Below are 16,116 nucleotides of genomic sequence, written 5' to 3'. Positions count from 1 at the left end.
AAAATGATAGATGCAACAGTGAATGTTATAGGAGCAGGCTTAGCTGGAAGTGAAGCAGCTTGGCAACTTGCAAAAAGAGGAATAAAGGTTCGCTTGTACGAAATGAGACCAGTGAAGCAAACTCCAGCACACCATACAGATAAATTTGCTGAGTTGGTTTGTAGTAACTCCCTTCGTGCTAATAATTTAACAAATGCAGTCGGAGTCCTGAAGGAAGAAATGCGAAAGTTAGACTCTGTTATTATCGCTTCTGCGGATGCTTGTGCAGTTCCAGCAGGAGGAGCGCTTGCCGTGGATCGTCATGAGTTTGCTGCACATGTAACAGATCAAGTGAAAAATCATCCCAATGTAACTGTCATCAATGAGGAAATAACAGAAATCCCAGAGGGACCTACTGTCATAGCGACTGGACCTTTAACAAGTCCTGCGCTTTCAGCCAAGCTTCAAGAATTAACGGGTGAGGAATATTTATACTTCTATGACGCTGCAGCACCTATCATTGAAAAAGATAGCATTGATATGGATAAGGTGTATTTAAAATCCCGTTACGATAAAGGGGAGGCAGCTTATCTAAACTGTCCTATGACCGAAGAGGAGTTTGATCGTTTTTACGAAGCACTTGTTTCAGCAGAAACGGTTCCTTTGAAAGAGTTTGAAAAGGAAATTTTCTTTGAAGGATGTATGCCGATTGAGGTAATGGCGAATCGAGGGAAGAAAACGATGCTATTTGGTCCGATGAAGCCAGTTGGTCTTGAGGATCCTAAAACAGGTAAGCGTCCGTTTGCTGTTGTTCAGCTTAGACAGGATGATGCGGCAGGAACACTCTACAATATTGTTGGATTTCAGACACATTTGAAGTGGGGACCACAAAAAGAAGTTCTTCAATTAATCCCTGGTTTGGAAAATGCTGAAATCGTAAGGTATGGTGTCATGCACAGAAATACCTTCATTAATTCACCTAAAGTACTAGAGCCTACGTATCAATTCAAAAATCGTAAGGATCTATTCTTTGCTGGTCAAATGACAGGAGTAGAGGGCTATGTGGAGTCTGCAGCAAGTGGATTAGTTGCTGGACTTAATGCAGCCAGACTTGTGCAAGGCGAAGAGCTTGTTGTGTTCCCTGGAGAAACAGCAATCGGAAGTATGGCAAGATACATTACGAGTGCAAGCGCAAAGAATTTTCAGCCGATGAATGCGAACTTTGGTTTATTCCCGGAGTTACCGACTAAAATCAGAGGGAAAAAGGAAAGAGCAGAGCAACATGCAAACCGAGCTTTAGAAACAATTCAGAACTTTGTGAAAAATTTGTAAATTACTTGCAAGGGTATGTGAAGTGTGATACGATTTAGGAGCCTTTGTGAGGTGACGAATATTGTCAGAAGATGTGAACGTTTCAGCAAAGTTATTTTTTGAATATTTACAAATAGAAAGAAATTATTCACAATATACAATTGAGCATTATCAAGTTGATGTTAGGGATTTTACTCTTTTTATGAAGGAGCAATCGTTAGCAGATTATGCTGATGTCGAGTACTCCGATGTCAGGCTGTATTTAACGAAGCTTTTTGAAAAGAATTTGTCTAGAAAATCTGTTGCGAGAAAAATATCTAGTATGAGAAGCTTTTACCGGTTTTTATTAAGAGATAATCTTGTACAGAATAATCCTTTTGCACAAGTGATTATGCCGAAGCAAGAAAAGAGATTGCCCGATTTTTTTTATGAAGAGGAACTTAAAGCTTTATTTTCGAGTTGTGAGGCTAATACTCCTATTGGGCAAAGGGATCTTGCTTTGCTAGAAATTTTATATGCTACAGGAATGCGTGTTAGTGAATGTTGTCAGCTTCGTTTAAAAGATATTGATTTATACATTGGAACGGTACTTGTTCATGGGAAGGGCCAAAAGGATCGATATATTCCATTTGGTAGCTTTGCTCAAGAAGCAATTGATACATATATCAACAATGGCAGAAAAGCACTTCTTGGAGAAAAGCATTCACATGATTCCTTGTTTGTTAACTTTCGTGGAGAACCACTTACAACAAACGGAGTTAGACATATTCTCGATCGAATGATAAAAAAATCATCTTTAAACGGATCCATCCATCCGCATAAACTAAGACATTCCTTTGCGACACATCTCCTTAATAACGGAGCAGATATGAGGAGTGTACAAGAGCTTTTAGGGCATTCGTTTTTGTCTTCTACACAAATTTATTCACATGTTACAAATGATTACTTGCGAAAATCATATATGGCCCACCACCCCAGGGCTTAAGCTTTAGGAGGAATAATATGACGCAATTTCATGCAACAACTATTTTTGCTGTTCGTCATAATGGTCAATGTGCCATGTCTGGAGATGGTCAAGTAACCTTTGGCAATGCTGTTGTGATGAAGCACACAGCTCGTAAAGTTAGAAAGTTATTTAACGGCAGAGTTTTAGCAGGATTTGCCGGCTCTGTTGCGGACGCCTTTACCCTTTTTGAAATGTTTGAAGGTAAGTTAGAAGAGTATAATGGCAATCTGCAACGAGCATCTGTTGAACTTGCGAAACAGTGGCGAAGCGATAAAGTTCTTCGACGTCTTGAAGCTATGCTAATTGTTATGAACGACACGGATATGCTATTGGTTTCTGGTACGGGAGAGATCATTGAACCAGATGATGGAATCCTTGCGATTGGATCAGGTGGTAATTATGCACTATCTGCGGGAAGAGCATTAAAGAAGTATTCTGGAGAGCATCTAACGGCAAAGGAAATCGCAAAGGCTTCCCTTGAAATTGCCGCTGAAATTTGCGTATATACAAATCACAATATTATCGTTGAAGAGCTTTAGGAGGGATCGAATGGTCACTAAAGGGACAAATCTAACCCCACGTCAGATTGTTGAACGATTGGATCAGTATATCATTGGGCAGAAGGATGCAAAGAAAGCAGTAGCGGTTGCACTGAGAAATCGTTATCGACGTAGTTTGCTTGACGAAAGTTTAAGGGATGAAATCAACCCTAAGAATATATTAATGATTGGACCAACGGGTGTCGGAAAGACAGAAATCGCTAGACGAATGGCAAAGCTTGTATCAGCTCCGTTTGTAAAAGTAGAAGCTACGAAGTTTACGGAAGTGGGCTACGTAGGTCGTGATGTTGAATCAATGGTAAGAGATCTCGTTGAAACAGCAGTTAGGCTTGTAAAAGAAGAAAAAATGCAAAAAGTGAAAGAACGAGCAGAGGAAAATGCAAATAAGCGATTAGTTGATTTGTTAGTACCTTCTGCGAAAAAAGCAACAGGCTATAAAAATCCTTTAGAGATGCTATTCGGTGGAGGTGGTACACAGGAACAAGAACCAACACCTACTGAAGACATGAATATCGTTGAAAAAAGGAAGGTTGTTGCCGAAAAGCTTTCTAAGGGAGACCTTGAAAATGAAATGGTTTCTATTGAAGTGGAAGAACAGCAACCATCCATGTTTGATATGCTTCAAGGTTCAGGCATGGAGCAAATGGGAATGAATATGCAGGATGCCTTAAGTGGCTTAATGCCGAAAAAACGAAAGAAACGGAAGCTTTCGGTTCGCGATGCTAGAAAAGTGTTAACGAATGAGGAAGCCTCGAAGCTGATTGACATGGATGAAGTAACGTCAGAAGCTGTGTTCCGTGCTGAGCAAACAGGAATCATCTTCATTGATGAAATTGATAAAATTGCTAGTAAAAATGGAGGCGGATCATCTGCGGATGTATCTCGAGAGGGAGTACAAAGAGATATTCTTCCGGTTGTTGAAGGTTCAACTGTCGTTACGAAGTATGGATCAGTGAAGACAGACCATATTCTATTTATGGCTGCAGGTGCCTTCCATATTGCCAAGCCGTCTGATTTAATACCGGAGCTTCAAGGACGTTTTCCAATTAGAGTAGAACTAACAAAGCTAACGGTAGACGATTTTTATAAAATACTAATCGAACCTGACAATGCACTAATTAAGCAATATCAAGCATTGTTAGTGACTGAAGGTATAGAAATTGAATTTTCTGACGATGCTATTCGTAAGATTGCAGAAGTTGCTTATGATGTAAATCAAAATACAGATAACATTGGAGCAAGAAGATTGCATACCATCTTAGAAAAGCTTCTAGAGGACTTGTCCTTTGAAGCACCGGATATCACAATGGAAAAAATAACAATCACACCACAATACGTAGAAGAAAAGCTCGGAGCCATTTCGCGTAATAAAGACTTAAGTCAATTTATTTTGTAATTCATGGGTTTGGTTCCCTCGCGATGAGGGAATCAAACGTATATTACGTTACACACAACAGTTCAATACATATGCAGAATTCATAGTAAGTGCTACTGCAATGGTTTTAGCTAATTAGGAGGAAGAACAAATGGATTTACTGTCAAAAACAAGAAAGATTAATGCCTTACTTCAAAAGGCAGCTGGAAAACCGGTAAACTTTAAAGAAATGTCAGAAACATTAAGTGAAGTGATCGAAGCAAATATTTTTATCGTAAGTCGCCGTGGGAAATTACTAGGCTTTGCGGTAAACCAACAAATTGAAAACGAGCGTATTAAGAAAATGCTTGAAGATCGTCAATTCCCTGAAGAGTACACGAACAACCTATTTAACATCAATGAAACTTCACCTAACCTAGATGTATATAGTGAGTACACAGCTTTCCCAGTGGAAAACAAAGACCTATTTAAAAACGGTTTAACGACGATCGTTCCTATCATCGGTGGAGGAGAAAGACTAGGAACATTAATCCTAGCTCGAACGCAAGAGCAATTCCATGATGATGATTTAATTCTTGCAGAGTATGGCTCTACAGTAGTAGGGATGGAGATTCTAAGAGAAAAAGCAGAAGAAATTGAAGAAGAAGCAAGAAGCAAGGCAGTTGTACAAATGGCAATTAGCTCGTTATCTTATAGTGAGCTAGAAGCTATCGAACATATTTTTGAAGAGCTTAGTGGAAAAGAAGGGCTATTAGTTGCTTCAAAAATTGCTGATCGTGTAGGAATTACCAGATCTGTGATTGTAAATGCACTTAGAAAACTAGAAAGTGCTGGTGTTATTGAATCACGTTCGTTAGGTATGAAAGGAACATATATTAAAGTACTAAACGACAAGTTTTTAGTTGAACTAAGTAAATTAAAATCAAACTAATGAAAAACTCCTTATTTCGAAAAGAAATAAGGAGTTTTTTTATGGTGCATTTCGACAAAATTCTACTTTTTCTTTACAATAAAAATGCGTTCCATTATGCTAAATACACAATTACAAATATAAGACATTCTCACTAGTTCATTTTTCTTAGTAGGCAAATGGAGCTGATGAACTAAAAAAATGACAAAAATATGTACATGATTCCAATCTTTTCAGTGTTTTGCTAGTAGGTCGATTCGATTAAAATAGGACTTATAGATTAAGTATTTCGCCCTTATTGAGATAGACATCCTATATGCGATTCATTAAAATTAGTAGTATGATTGTTTTGCAGAATCCGACGTAAAACTACAAGTTTCTGCACCAATCAACAAAATATATATATTTATATATGAGGTGGAGAACTTGAAGCTCTTTTCAAATACAATTAATACGCTTGAAAATGCGTTAAATTATTCTTCTACAAAACAAAAAGTGATAGCACAAAATATTTCTAACGCCGATACACCAGGGTATAAGGCTAAAAACGTTAGCTTTAAGTCAGAACTTAATGATGCGATATCGACTGTTACGGGGAAACAAACGAACAGCAAGCATATTGCCATTCAAAGCTCAGGACGAGCGGGAGTAACAATAACTACTGATCGTACTACATCGTACAACCACACGGGAAACAATGTTGATATTGATAAAGAAATGGCAGATCTTGCAACTAATCAAATTTATTATAATGCCATGATCGAACGAATTAGCGGAAAGTTTAACTCGCTAGAAACAGTCATAAAAGGAGGAAGATAATCATGTCAATTTTCCATAGCATCAATACTTCTGCATCTGCTTTAACAGCACAAAGATTGCGCATGGATGTTATCTCTTCCAATATGGCTAACGTAGACACAGCGGGTTATAGAAGGAAATCAGTTGTGCTTCAACCTAAGGAGGGAAACTTTTCTTCGTTTATGAGCCAAGCAATGTCAAAACAAACGACAGGTGCTGGAAACGGTGTGAAGGTTTCAAAAATTGTTGAGGACACAGAAACTCCTTTTAAACTTGTGTATGACCCTGAACATCCTGATGCGGATGAAAATGGCTATGTAGAACTACCGAACGTCGATCCACTCCGTGAAATGGTGGATTTGATTAGCTCGACTAGATCATATGAAGCAAACGTGACTGTATTGAATGCATCTAAAGGAATGCTTATGAAAGCATTAGAGATCGGTAAATAAAAGGAGAATAAATTATGACTATATCTATTCCGTCTGTATCTAAAGTTTTTCAATCAAATGCAGCAGTTTCTGCTCCATCTACTACACCATACGAAGCACAAAAGAGTTTTGCGTCCGTATTAAAGGATTCAATTGAAAAAGTTAATTCAGCACAAAATCAATCAGATGTGATGACAGAAAAATTGGCAAGAGGTGAAAATGTAGATCTTCACCAAGTGATGATTGCAAGTCAAAAAGCAAGCATTACCATGTCAGCAACGATTGAAGTGAGAAATAAAGTAATTGAGGCATATCAAGAAGTAATGAGAATGCAAGTTTAATAGCTTTTGTGTTGGAAAGGTGCTAAAAGCACCTTTTGGCATGACACACTGAACCGGAGGAACGTGATGAACCAATTGCAGAAACAATTACATGCAATAAAAGAATATTGGACAAGTCGTTCTAAAAAGCAAAAAATGTTCTTTGTGGGCGGTTTAGTGTCTTTAGTGACACTGATTTCATTAGTAACGTTTTTTGCAACTAGAACGACTTTAGAACCTTTATATAGTAATTTATCGCCAGCTGAAACAGGGGCTATTAAAGAAAGCTTAGATGCAAGAGGAATTGTATCTGAGATTGCTGATAATGGAACGACGATATTGGTGCCAAAAGAGAGCATTGATACGTTAAAGGTTGAGCTTGCAGCGGAAGGTATACCTAATTCAGGAAGCATTGATTATTCATTTTTCAGTCAAAATGCTGGAATTGGAATGACAGAGAATGAGTTCAATGTAATGAAACTAGATGCAATGCAAACGGAGTTAGCGAATTTAATGAAGGGGATTGAAGGGATTAATGATGCGAAGGTTATGATTAATCTTCCAGAGAAAGGGATCTTTGTAACAGATGAATCAGAAGCGGCCAGTGCTTCTATTGTACTGAACACGAAACCTGGTTATGAATTTGAGGAAAGCCAGATCAAAGCGTTGTACCATCTAGTTTCAAAGAGTGTTCCCAATCTCCCTACAGATAATATCGTCATTACAAACCAAAACTTTGAGTACTTTGACTTAAATAATGAAGAAAATTCTTCAGGTTCAACTTTTGCTGCTCAAAATGATATCAAGAAACAGATTGAACGTGATGTTCAACGCCAAGTACAAAGTATGCTAGGTACCTTAATGGGACAAGACAAAGTAGCAGTAATTGTTACTGCTGATGTTGACTTTACACAGGAAAATCGTGAGGAAAATCTTGTGACTCCTGTAGATGAGGAGAACATGGAAGGTATTGCGGCAAGTGCCCAAAAAATCACAGAAACCTTTACTGGTGACGCAGCGGATGTTGGTGGTGAACCAGTTACTGAAGATGCAGCAGACTCTCTTGGTACAGGTTACTTAGAGGGAGCAACTGGAACAGGTGATTACGAAAGAATTGAAGAGACGATCAACTATGAAGTGAATAAAATCCGTAAAGAAATTGTTGAAAGTCCTTATAAAATTAGAGACTTAGGTATTCAAGTAATGGTAGAACCACCAACTGCGGATGATCCTACTACATTACCTCAAGAACGTGTGGATGATATTACGCAAATGCTTGCTTCAATCGTTCGTACATCTATAGATAAAACAACCGTTGATGGAGAACTAACGGATGAGGCAATTCAGGACAAGATTCTAGTATCAGTTCAACCATTTAACGGAAAGGTAGAATTTGAAGATACTCAAACAGCATCTATTCCATGGTGGGTATACGCAATCGGTGGAGTCCTTCTAGCTACTATAATTGTGTTAATTATTCTGTTTATGCGTGCTAGAAAGAAGAAGGCACAAGAGGAAGAAGATGTGGCATTTGATAACTACACGCCTATTTCTATTCGTGACCTTGATGAAGACAAGGAAGAAACAGAAGGATCGTTGAGAAAGAAACAGCTAGAAAAAATGGCGAAAGAAAAGCCAGAGGATTTCGCAAAACTATTGCGTTCATGGATTGCTGAAGACTAGGAGGAGTGAGTGAAGGTGGCAAAAAGAGATCAAAAGGAATTAACAGGTAAACAAAAAGCAGCCATTCTTCTCATTTCACTTGGGCCGGATGTGTCTGCATCAGTGTATAAACACTTAAGTGAAGAAGAGATAGAAAAATTAACGTTAGAAATTTCTGGAGTAAAAAAAGTAGAATCTACCGCAAAAGAGGAGATTCTAGAGGAATTTCATAATATCGCACTAGCTCAGGACTATATATCACAAGGCGGTATCGGATATGCAAAAACGGTTCTTGAAAAAGCGCTAGGGACTGAACAGGCAGCTGTTATCATTAACCGTTTAACTTCATCCCTTCAAGTTCGACCTTTTGACTTTGCTCGAAAAGCTGATCCAGGACAAATATTTAATTTTATTCAAAATGAGCATCCACAGACGATTGCACTTATTTTATCTTATTTGGATTCGGCTCAAGCAGGTCAAATTTTATCTGAGCTTCCTCAGGAAGTTCAAGCTGATATTGCTAGAAGAATTGCAGTAATGGATAGTACATCTCCTGAAATAATCAATGAAGTTGAGCAAATTTTAGAGCGAAAGCTTTCTTCATCTGTGACACAGGACTACACACAAACGGGCGGTATTGAGGCTGTGGTGGAAGTGTTAAATGGTGTCGATCGTGCAACCGAAAGAACGATTCTAGATGCACTTGAGATTCAAGACCCAGAGTTAGCGGAAGAAATTAAGAAAAGGATGTTTGTATTTGAAGATATTGTTACACTTGATAGCCGTGCGATTCAAAGGGTTATTCGTGACTGTGATAATGAAGATCTAAAGCTGTCTCTAAAAGTATCAAGCGACGAAGTCAAGGACATCGTGTTTGGAAATATGTCGAAACGCATGGTTGAAAGCTTTAAGGATGAAATGGAGTTTATGGGACCAGTTCGTCTACGTGATGTGGAAGAAGCACAGTCAAGAATTGTTGCCATCATTCGTCGTTTAGAAGAAGCAGGAGAAATTGTGGTTGCTCGTGGTGGAGGTGACGATATCATTGTCTAGGCTCATTAAATCAACGTGGGTACCACAAGAATTTTCCAACGAAAACAAAGTGATTTCGATTAAAGCAATCAAGAATAACACCGATGAAAAAGAAGAAGAGTCATCTTTTGTAAGTTATCAAGAGAGAGAGAGAATTCTTGCGGCAGCGCAAAGTGAAGCGTACAGAATCGTTCAAGAAGCTAGGGAATATGCGGCTCAAATTCACGAACAAATGGAGCAAGAGCAACAATCGTTTCAACTTGAGTTACAAGCGATGGCTGAACAAGCCCAAACTTCAGGCTTTATGCAAGGTCATGAAGAAGGAAAACAGCTTGGATACAATGAAGCGCAAGCCATCATAGAACAAGCGAAGGAAACGGTTACCTTGTCAAAGTATGACTACGAGAAGAAGATTGATTCAAGTGAACGAACGATTCTGTCTCTTGCCCTTAAGGTCGCTGAAAAAATTATTGCTGATTCACTAACAGGTGATTCGGAGCAGTTTTTACCGATAGTGAAAAAAGCATTAAAAGAAGCAAGAGAGTATCGTGAAATTCAGCTTCATGTTCATCCATCACACTACGAATTTTTACTTGTCCAAAAGGAAGATTTAATTCGAATCTTTCCAAAGGAGACGGAACTATATATTTTTCCTGATAGTGAGCTAACAGAACAGAGCTGTATTATTGAATCTGCAAATGGTCGTATTGATGCAAGTGTGGATCAACAGCTCGATGAAATCAAAAGAAAACTTTACGAACTATTGGAGAGTGAATAGAGTGCTAGCTGTCGATTTGTTGGGACAAATTGATCAGATGAAAACGTTTAAGCGCTATGGAAGAGTGAAGCGTGTCGTAGGTCTAATGATTGAATCACAAGGACCAGAAAGCTCAATCGGTGATGTTTGTTACATTCATATCGGCAAAAACAACCGGAAAATTCAAGCTGAGGTTGTTGGTTTTAAGGATGAAAATATACTGCTTATGCCGTATACAAGCTTAAATGAAATCTCCCCGGGCTGTTTGGTAGAGGCAACATTGAAGCCATTAGAGGTGAAGATAGGTCCAGCTTTAATTGGTAGCGTACTAGATTCTTTAGGTCAACCTCTTGATGGGAGTCAACTTCCAAAAGGGCTTGGGTCGGTTGGAACAGACCAGGATCCACCTAATCCAATGACACGACCACCGATATCTGAACCTGTAGAAGTAGGAGTTCGATTAATCGATAGTCTTCTAACAGTCGGTATGGGTCAGCGTGTAGGAATATTTGCCGGGAGTGGTGTAGGTAAAAGTACATTACTTGGAATGATTGCGCGTAATACAAATGCTGATCTGAATGTGATCGCATTAATTGGTGAACGTGGTCGTGAGGTTCGAGAGTTTATCGAAAAGGATTTAGGACCTGAGGGCTTAGCAAGGTCAATCGTTATTGTCGCAACTTCTGACCAGCCAGCACTGATGAGAATCAAGGGTGCTTTTACGGCAACCGCGATTGCTGAATATTTTCGTGACAGGGGTTTAAACGTCATGATGATGATGGACTCAGTGACAAGGGTTGCGATGGCACAGCGTGAAGTAGGATTGGCCATTGGGGAGCCACCGACAACGAAAGGGTATACACCTTCTGTCTTTGCGATTTTACCAAGATTATTAGAGAGAACAGGAACGAACAAGCATGGATCAATTACGGCGTTTTATACGGTACTAGTTGATGGGGATGACATGAATGAGCCGATTGCGGATACCGTTCGTGGGATATTGGACGGACACTTTGTTCTAGATCGCTCATTAGCTAATAAGGGTCAGTATCCGGCCGTTAATGTGCTGAAAAGCGTGAGTAGAATCATGAATAATATAGTACCTGAAGCCCATAAAAAGTCTGCTGAAAAACTGAGAGAGCTGTTAAGTACCTATATCAATTCTGAGGATTTGATAAATATCGGTGCCTATAAACGAGGCTCTTCAAAAGAAATAGATGATGCCATTGCTTCGTATCCTAAAATTATTTCGTTTATTAAGCAAGCAACAGATGAAAAGGTATCCTTTGAAGAAGGTGTCCAATCGTTATATGAATTACTTGGAAGAAGTGACTAATAATGAGATATGAGTTCAAGTTTCATAAAATCCTCGCTGTAAAAGAACGTGAAAAAGATGAAGCTGTATCTATCTACCAAGATTCAGTTCGAAAGTTTGAGGAAGTGGCAGAAAAGCTGTATGAGCTGTTAAAAAGGAAAGAGGATCTTGAAGTTTATCAGTCTGAGCGGCTTCATGGAGGACTATCCATTCAAGAGATTCGTCATCACCAACAGTTCATCAGTAATATCGAAAAGATGATTGATCACTATCAAAAGATGGTTATCAACGCAAGAAACAGAATGCTGCTATTTCAGGAAAAATTGTTAGAAAAAAATATAGAAGTAAAGAAATATGAAAAAATCCGTGAAAAGGATTACTTGAAATTTACCGAGGATATAAAAGTAATTGAAGGTAAACATATGGACGATATCTCGATACAAATGTACATGAATCGAGAAGGTTAGGTGATAGAATGGCAAAGGAAATCGAAGTAATAGAAGAAAAGAAATCGAATAAATTTCAAATGTTCATTTTTGTCTTTCTTATTCCCTTCTTGTTTTTAGTCACAGTTGCGTTAGTCGTTTTAAGCTTTGCTGGGGTAAATGTATTTGAAAAGTCCAAAGAGCTTGGTGCACAGATTCCATTCGTTTCCTCGCTAATTACAGAAGAAGGAACACAATCGGAGGAAGAGTGGGAAAAGAGCGTAATCGCATTAGAAGGTGAGATCAAGGATCGAGAGGCAAAGATTGAAAAACTGGAATCTGAAATTGAAGGTAAAGATGCTCAGGTAGAGCGGTCAAATCTTGAAAAAGAACAACTACAGCAACAAATTGATGAACTTTTGGCAATTCAAGAGGAAAACAAGCGAGCTTTTAAAGATATTATTAAAACGTATGAAACGATGTCTGCGAAAAAGGCGGCACCAATTATTACAGCTATGAGTGAACAAGAAGCACTAAAAATACTAACAACCATTAAATCAGATCAACTCGCTGCGATTATGGAAAATATGACAGCAGAGGATGCTGCAAAATATACAGAGCTTCTAACAGCTGAAAGCAACGAAGAGTAACCTTTTATTTCATTAGAAGGAGGTGAAAATGAAAACATGCAAATCGAGAGCCTAGGTTTCACGCAAAAGCTTGCTTCACAGTTGAACAAGGCTTCTACGAGCGAGGAGAAATCATCCTTCTCAAATCTTCTCCAATCAGTTACTGCTTCTGTAGAAGAGACATCGAATGATAACGCGTCAGTGAAAATAACTGCTACCGACGTAAAAGACCTTTTAGCCTTTTTATCTAAGGATGATCTCTTAGATGTGGAAGAGGGTTTACAGCTGCTAGATCAATTGATTTCAAATAGTAACGAAGATTTACTTACGATGATTGAGAATTATTTAGGAATGAGTCATATCCAATTTCAAAATCTGTTGTCTAATGTAATGGAGAAGCTTCAAATTGAAGGTGGAGAAGGTCAAAGTGATTTAGCCAAGCTGCTTCAAATCATAGAAAAAATGGGTGATTTAACAGCGAGCCAGCTGGGGAACGTTCTTGATAAGGACTCTTTAAAACTAATAAGGGCATCAAAGCTATATGAACTTATGGCCAAAAATCAAGACTCTTTAAATGAGGAATCTAGCAAACTAGATTTTAAGGCGTTAAGTGCAAAGTTAACTAGCATCCTTGAGGGAAACACGTTAAAAAGTAACCAAGCTGCTTCGAGACTAGCCTTCTTAAAGCAAACTTTTTCAAGTATTAGTACAGGCTCCTCTTTGAAAGAAGAACCAACGAGTACGAGTTCTACAACAAAAGCAGATATAATCACTGGTTCCGTTCAATTTATTCAGATGTCAAGACCGGAACAATTGACACTAACTCTTCCAAATGGAACAAAGCAAGTTCAAACGGAACAATTAATAAAGCAGTTTGAGAGTATTTTAGCTAGAAGTCAATTTTCAAATGTAAATGGTGTTCAAAGATTGTTTCTACAGCTAAATCCAGGTCATTTAGGTTCGTTGCGAATTGAGATTATTCAACAGGATTCTGTTATGGTTGCGAAAATTGTCACATCAACGCAGGCGGCAAAGGAAGCGATTGAAGGGCAACTAAACCAATTGAAACAAGCGTTTAATTCTCAAAACATTCAGGTTGAACGTGTGGAGATATCTCAGCAAACAGCAGGCCAAGAGCGATTCTTAAATCGAGATGGTGAACAAGAACAAGCAAGGAAGGAACAAGCTGAACGAAAGGAAGAGCAAACATCTGATCAAGATTTTATCTCATCCTTTGAAGAAGCACTCTTAAATACGGAAGTGTAGGTGAAACAAATGGCAAACACGATTAATTCATCCCTTTTACTATCAAACTATCAAGCTACTAAGCGTCAAACTGGTTCAGATTCATTAGGAAAAGATGATTTCTTAAAAATCTTAATGACTCAGTTGCAAAATCAAGACCCTTTAAACCCAATGCAGGATAAGGACTTTATTGCGCAAATGGCTACCTTTACGAGCCTTGAACAAATGACGAATATGAATAAGTCCATTGAATCATTAGTTAGCGCTCAAGAACAAAACCAATTGATTTCGTACAGTCAATTCATTGGGAAAGAGGTTAGTTGGCATAAGCTTACAGAATCTGAAGATGGGAGTAGGTCCGAAATAGAACAAGGAACGGGAAAAATTGTCTCTTTGAAATTTACTGATGGAATAGCGGAGTTCCTATTAGAGGATGGGACGAGTTTAACTTCGGGTAACATTTCGCAAATCAACGATACAAAAGGTGACACCATGCTTTTACAAGCAAGTATGATGATAGGCAAAACGGTTACTTATTCTTCTGAAAACAATGAAGTAAAGCAAGCCAAGGTAACATCTGTTTCTTTTAAAGACGGGAAATCTTTATTTCAGCTAGAAAATGGAGAGAGTGTGTCAAGCACAAGCATTACCAAAATAGAAGCGTAAAGGAATGGTTTGAATGGACAAGTCTATGTTTAGACCGATTCATTCGCAGCCGATTAGTAACCATCCACTAAGATCGGTTACATCTAAACCTACGAGCACGGACTCTTTCTCACAGCATTTACAGAAAGCATTACAACCAGAAAAACTAACGTTAAGTAAACATGCAAAAGAACGAATGTCCCAAAGGGGAATTCAAATTGATGAGGCCAAGTGGGGTCAAATTCAAGAGAAAGTAAATGAAGCGAAGAAAATGGGTGTAAAAGATTCGCTCGTATTGTTACAGGATGCAGCCCTTATTATCAGTGCAAAGAATAATACAGTGATAACGGCTATGGATCGGCAGGAAGCAACTGCACAAATTTTTACAAATATCAATGGAACGATTATTTTAGAATAAATGTTTTGGCTGGACCAATTGGAGGCCAACAAGCTACTGACCGATAGAAGTAGCTTACTATGAAAGGGGAAACGAATAATGCTACGTTCAATGTATTCAGGAATTAGTGGAATGAAAAACTTCCAAACTAAGTTAGATGTTATTGGTAACAATATTGCAAACGTAAATACGTATGGCTTCAAAAAAGGTCGTGTAACATTTAAAGACACAATGAATCAAACAATTTCTGGGGCAAGTGCAGCACAAGACAACCGTGGTGGTAAAAACCCATTACAAGTTGGTCTAGGGTCAACACTAGCAACGATCGATACGATTCACACACAATCAAGCTTACAAACAACAGGTCGCTCTCTTGACTTAGCGATCTCAGGTGATGGCTACTTTATGGTGAATCAAGGAGATGCACAGTTCTATACAAGAGCTGGAAACTTCTATCTAGATGATAATGGTACATTAGTGAATGGCGATGGCTACAAAGTACAAGCATTCACAGTCGATGCAAACGGAAACGCTACGAATCAGCTTGGTGATGTGGCAGTTAACGTAAATGCAGTATTACCACCAGTTACTACAAGTAATATTGCGATTTCTGGTAATTTAGCAAGTAACTCGGTTAGCAATGGTGCACCGTTTACACAGCAAGTTCAAGTGGTAGATAATACAGGACAAGCGCACAGAATCGATGTTCATTTTGCAAAGACAGGCGATAATGAGTGGGGTGTTTACGTAAACAAGCCAGCTCAATTAGCTGACGGCACATTTGATACACCTACTATGACTCTAGATTTTAGTTCAGGTACGGTAGACCCGCAAAGTGGAACTACTAATATTACCATTGGAACTACTACAATTAACGGTGTTAACCTAGATTTCTCACAATTAACACAAGTAGCTGGAAGCACAAGTGCTCTAGTTAACCCTAACGGTAACACAGAAGGTTCACTAGAAAGCTTTAACATTGGTTCACTCGGTGAAATCAATGGGGTATACTCAAACGGTCTAGTTAGAACTCTTGGTGTACTTGCTCTTGCTAAATTCAGCAACTCATCAGGTTTAACAAAGGCTGGGGGAAACCTTTTCCAAGAGTCCATTAACTCTGGTGTCGCAAATATTAATGTAGCAGGTGAAGGAAGAGGTTCAATCGCAGCTGGAACATTAGAAATGTCAAACGTTGACCTCTCGGAAGAATTTACTGAAATGATTTCTGCACAAAGAGGATTCCAAGCAAATACACGTATTATTACAACTTCAGATGAAATCTTACAAGAGCTTGTAAACTTAAAACGATAAGCTAAGGG

Annotated in this window: 18 protein-coding genes; all 18 read left to right on the top strand. The window is 38.6% G+C overall.

Translation table 11 applies throughout. The features are described from left to right. The first annotated feature begins 3 nt into the window (after positions 1-3). The 18 genes from trmFO (at position 4) to ACRX5O_RS07760 (ending at position 16,108) form a co-directional block, all read left to right on the top strand. Positions 4-1,311, top strand: a complete 1,308-nt coding sequence (gene trmFO, locus ACRX5O_RS07845) for an FADH(2)-oxidizing methylenetetrahydrofolate--tRNA-(uracil(54)-C(5))-methyltransferase TrmFO (RefSeq protein ID WP_433905430.1) — start codon at positions 4-6, stop codon at positions 1,309-1,311. A 61-nt stretch (positions 1,312-1,372) separates the two neighbouring features. Next, entirely contained in the window at positions 1,373-2,275 is a 903-nt protein-coding gene (xerC, locus tag ACRX5O_RS07840; RefSeq protein ID WP_433905429.1) for a tyrosine recombinase XerC, read from the top strand. A 17-nt stretch (positions 2,276-2,292) separates the two neighbouring features. Continuing rightward, entirely contained in the window at positions 2,293-2,835 is a 543-nt protein-coding gene (gene hslV, locus ACRX5O_RS07835) for an ATP-dependent protease subunit HslV (RefSeq protein ID WP_119707530.1), read from the top strand. Positions 2,836-2,845: 10 nt separating this feature from the next. Beyond that, the gene (hslU, locus tag ACRX5O_RS07830) at positions 2,846-4,252 is read left to right on the top strand and encodes an ATP-dependent protease ATPase subunit HslU (RefSeq protein WP_433905428.1); all 1,407 of its coding nucleotides are present in this window, start codon (positions 2,846-2,848) and stop codon (positions 4,250-4,252) included. 130 nt (positions 4,253-4,382) lie between these two features. Continuing rightward, a complete protein-coding gene (gene codY / locus ACRX5O_RS07825; RefSeq protein ID WP_433905427.1) occupies positions 4,383-5,162 on the top strand; it encodes a GTP-sensing pleiotropic transcriptional regulator CodY in 780 nt (259 codons plus the stop codon). A 405-nt stretch (positions 5,163-5,567) separates the two neighbouring features. Then, positions 5,568-5,960, top strand: a complete 393-nt coding sequence (flgB, locus tag ACRX5O_RS07820; protein ID WP_433905426.1) for a flagellar basal body rod protein FlgB — start codon at positions 5,568-5,570, stop codon at positions 5,958-5,960. Positions 5,961-5,962: 2 nt separating this feature from the next. Next, a complete protein-coding gene (gene flgC, locus ACRX5O_RS07815; RefSeq protein WP_433905425.1) occupies positions 5,963-6,391 on the top strand; it encodes a flagellar basal body rod protein FlgC in 429 nt (142 codons plus the stop codon). Between the two features lie 14 nt (positions 6,392-6,405). Next, a complete protein-coding gene (fliE, locus tag ACRX5O_RS07810; RefSeq protein WP_433905424.1) occupies positions 6,406-6,711 on the top strand; it encodes a flagellar hook-basal body complex protein FliE in 306 nt (101 codons plus the stop codon). Between the two features lie 66 nt (positions 6,712-6,777). Further along, on the top strand, positions 6,778-8,373 hold the full coding sequence (gene fliF / locus ACRX5O_RS07805; RefSeq protein ID WP_433905423.1) for a flagellar basal-body MS-ring/collar protein FliF: 1,596 nt from the start codon (positions 6,778-6,780) through the stop codon (positions 8,371-8,373). Between the two features lie 15 nt (positions 8,374-8,388). Beyond that, positions 8,389-9,405 (top strand): flagellar motor switch protein FliG, encoded by a 1,017-nt coding sequence (fliG, locus tag ACRX5O_RS07800; protein WP_066053257.1) that lies wholly within the window; start codon positions 8,389-8,391, stop codon positions 9,403-9,405. Further along, positions 9,398-10,162: a flagellar assembly protein FliH gene (fliH, locus tag ACRX5O_RS07795; protein WP_433905422.1), complete on the top strand. Its 765-nt coding sequence runs from the start codon at positions 9,398-9,400 to the stop codon at positions 10,160-10,162. The genes fliG and fliH overlap by 8 nt, the downstream gene beginning before the upstream one ends. A gap of 1 nt (position 10,163) precedes the next feature. Continuing rightward, the gene (gene fliI, locus ACRX5O_RS07790) at positions 10,164-11,477 is read left to right on the top strand and encodes a flagellar protein export ATPase FliI (protein WP_433905530.1); all 1,314 of its coding nucleotides are present in this window, start codon (positions 10,164-10,166) and stop codon (positions 11,475-11,477) included. Between the two features lie 2 nt (positions 11,478-11,479). Next, positions 11,480-11,923 (top strand): flagellar export protein FliJ, encoded by a 444-nt coding sequence (gene fliJ, locus ACRX5O_RS07785; RefSeq protein ID WP_433905421.1) that lies wholly within the window; start codon positions 11,480-11,482, stop codon positions 11,921-11,923. A gap of 8 nt (positions 11,924-11,931) precedes the next feature. Further along, positions 11,932-12,531, top strand: coding sequence for a MotE family protein (locus ACRX5O_RS07780; protein ID WP_433905420.1), 600 nt, complete (start codon positions 11,932-11,934; stop codon positions 12,529-12,531). Positions 12,532-12,567: 36 nt separating this feature from the next. Further along, positions 12,568-13,776: a flagellar hook-length control protein FliK gene (locus ACRX5O_RS07775; RefSeq protein WP_433905419.1), complete on the top strand. Its 1,209-nt coding sequence runs from the start codon at positions 12,568-12,570 to the stop codon at positions 13,774-13,776. A 9-nt stretch (positions 13,777-13,785) separates the two neighbouring features. Further along, positions 13,786-14,421: a flagellar hook assembly protein FlgD gene (gene flgD / locus ACRX5O_RS07770; RefSeq protein WP_433905418.1), complete on the top strand. Its 636-nt coding sequence runs from the start codon at positions 13,786-13,788 to the stop codon at positions 14,419-14,421. 13 nt (positions 14,422-14,434) lie between these two features. After that, positions 14,435-14,818, top strand: coding sequence for a TIGR02530 family flagellar biosynthesis protein (locus ACRX5O_RS07765; RefSeq protein WP_433905417.1), 384 nt, complete (start codon positions 14,435-14,437; stop codon positions 14,816-14,818). Positions 14,819-14,896: 78 nt separating this feature from the next. Then, positions 14,897-16,108: a flagellar hook protein FlgE gene (locus tag ACRX5O_RS07760; protein WP_433905416.1), complete on the top strand. Its 1,212-nt coding sequence runs from the start codon at positions 14,897-14,899 to the stop codon at positions 16,106-16,108. The last annotated feature ends 8 nt before the right edge of the window (positions 16,109-16,116 follow it).

Source organism: Robertmurraya mesotrionivorans (genome assembly GCF_050971805.1).
In the GTDB taxonomy this organism is placed as follows: Bacteria; Bacillota; Bacilli; order Bacillales; family Cytobacillaceae; genus Robertmurraya_A.
The sequence above is the reverse complement of the archived record's forward strand: the minus strand, read 5'-3'. Positions and strand labels throughout refer to the sequence as shown.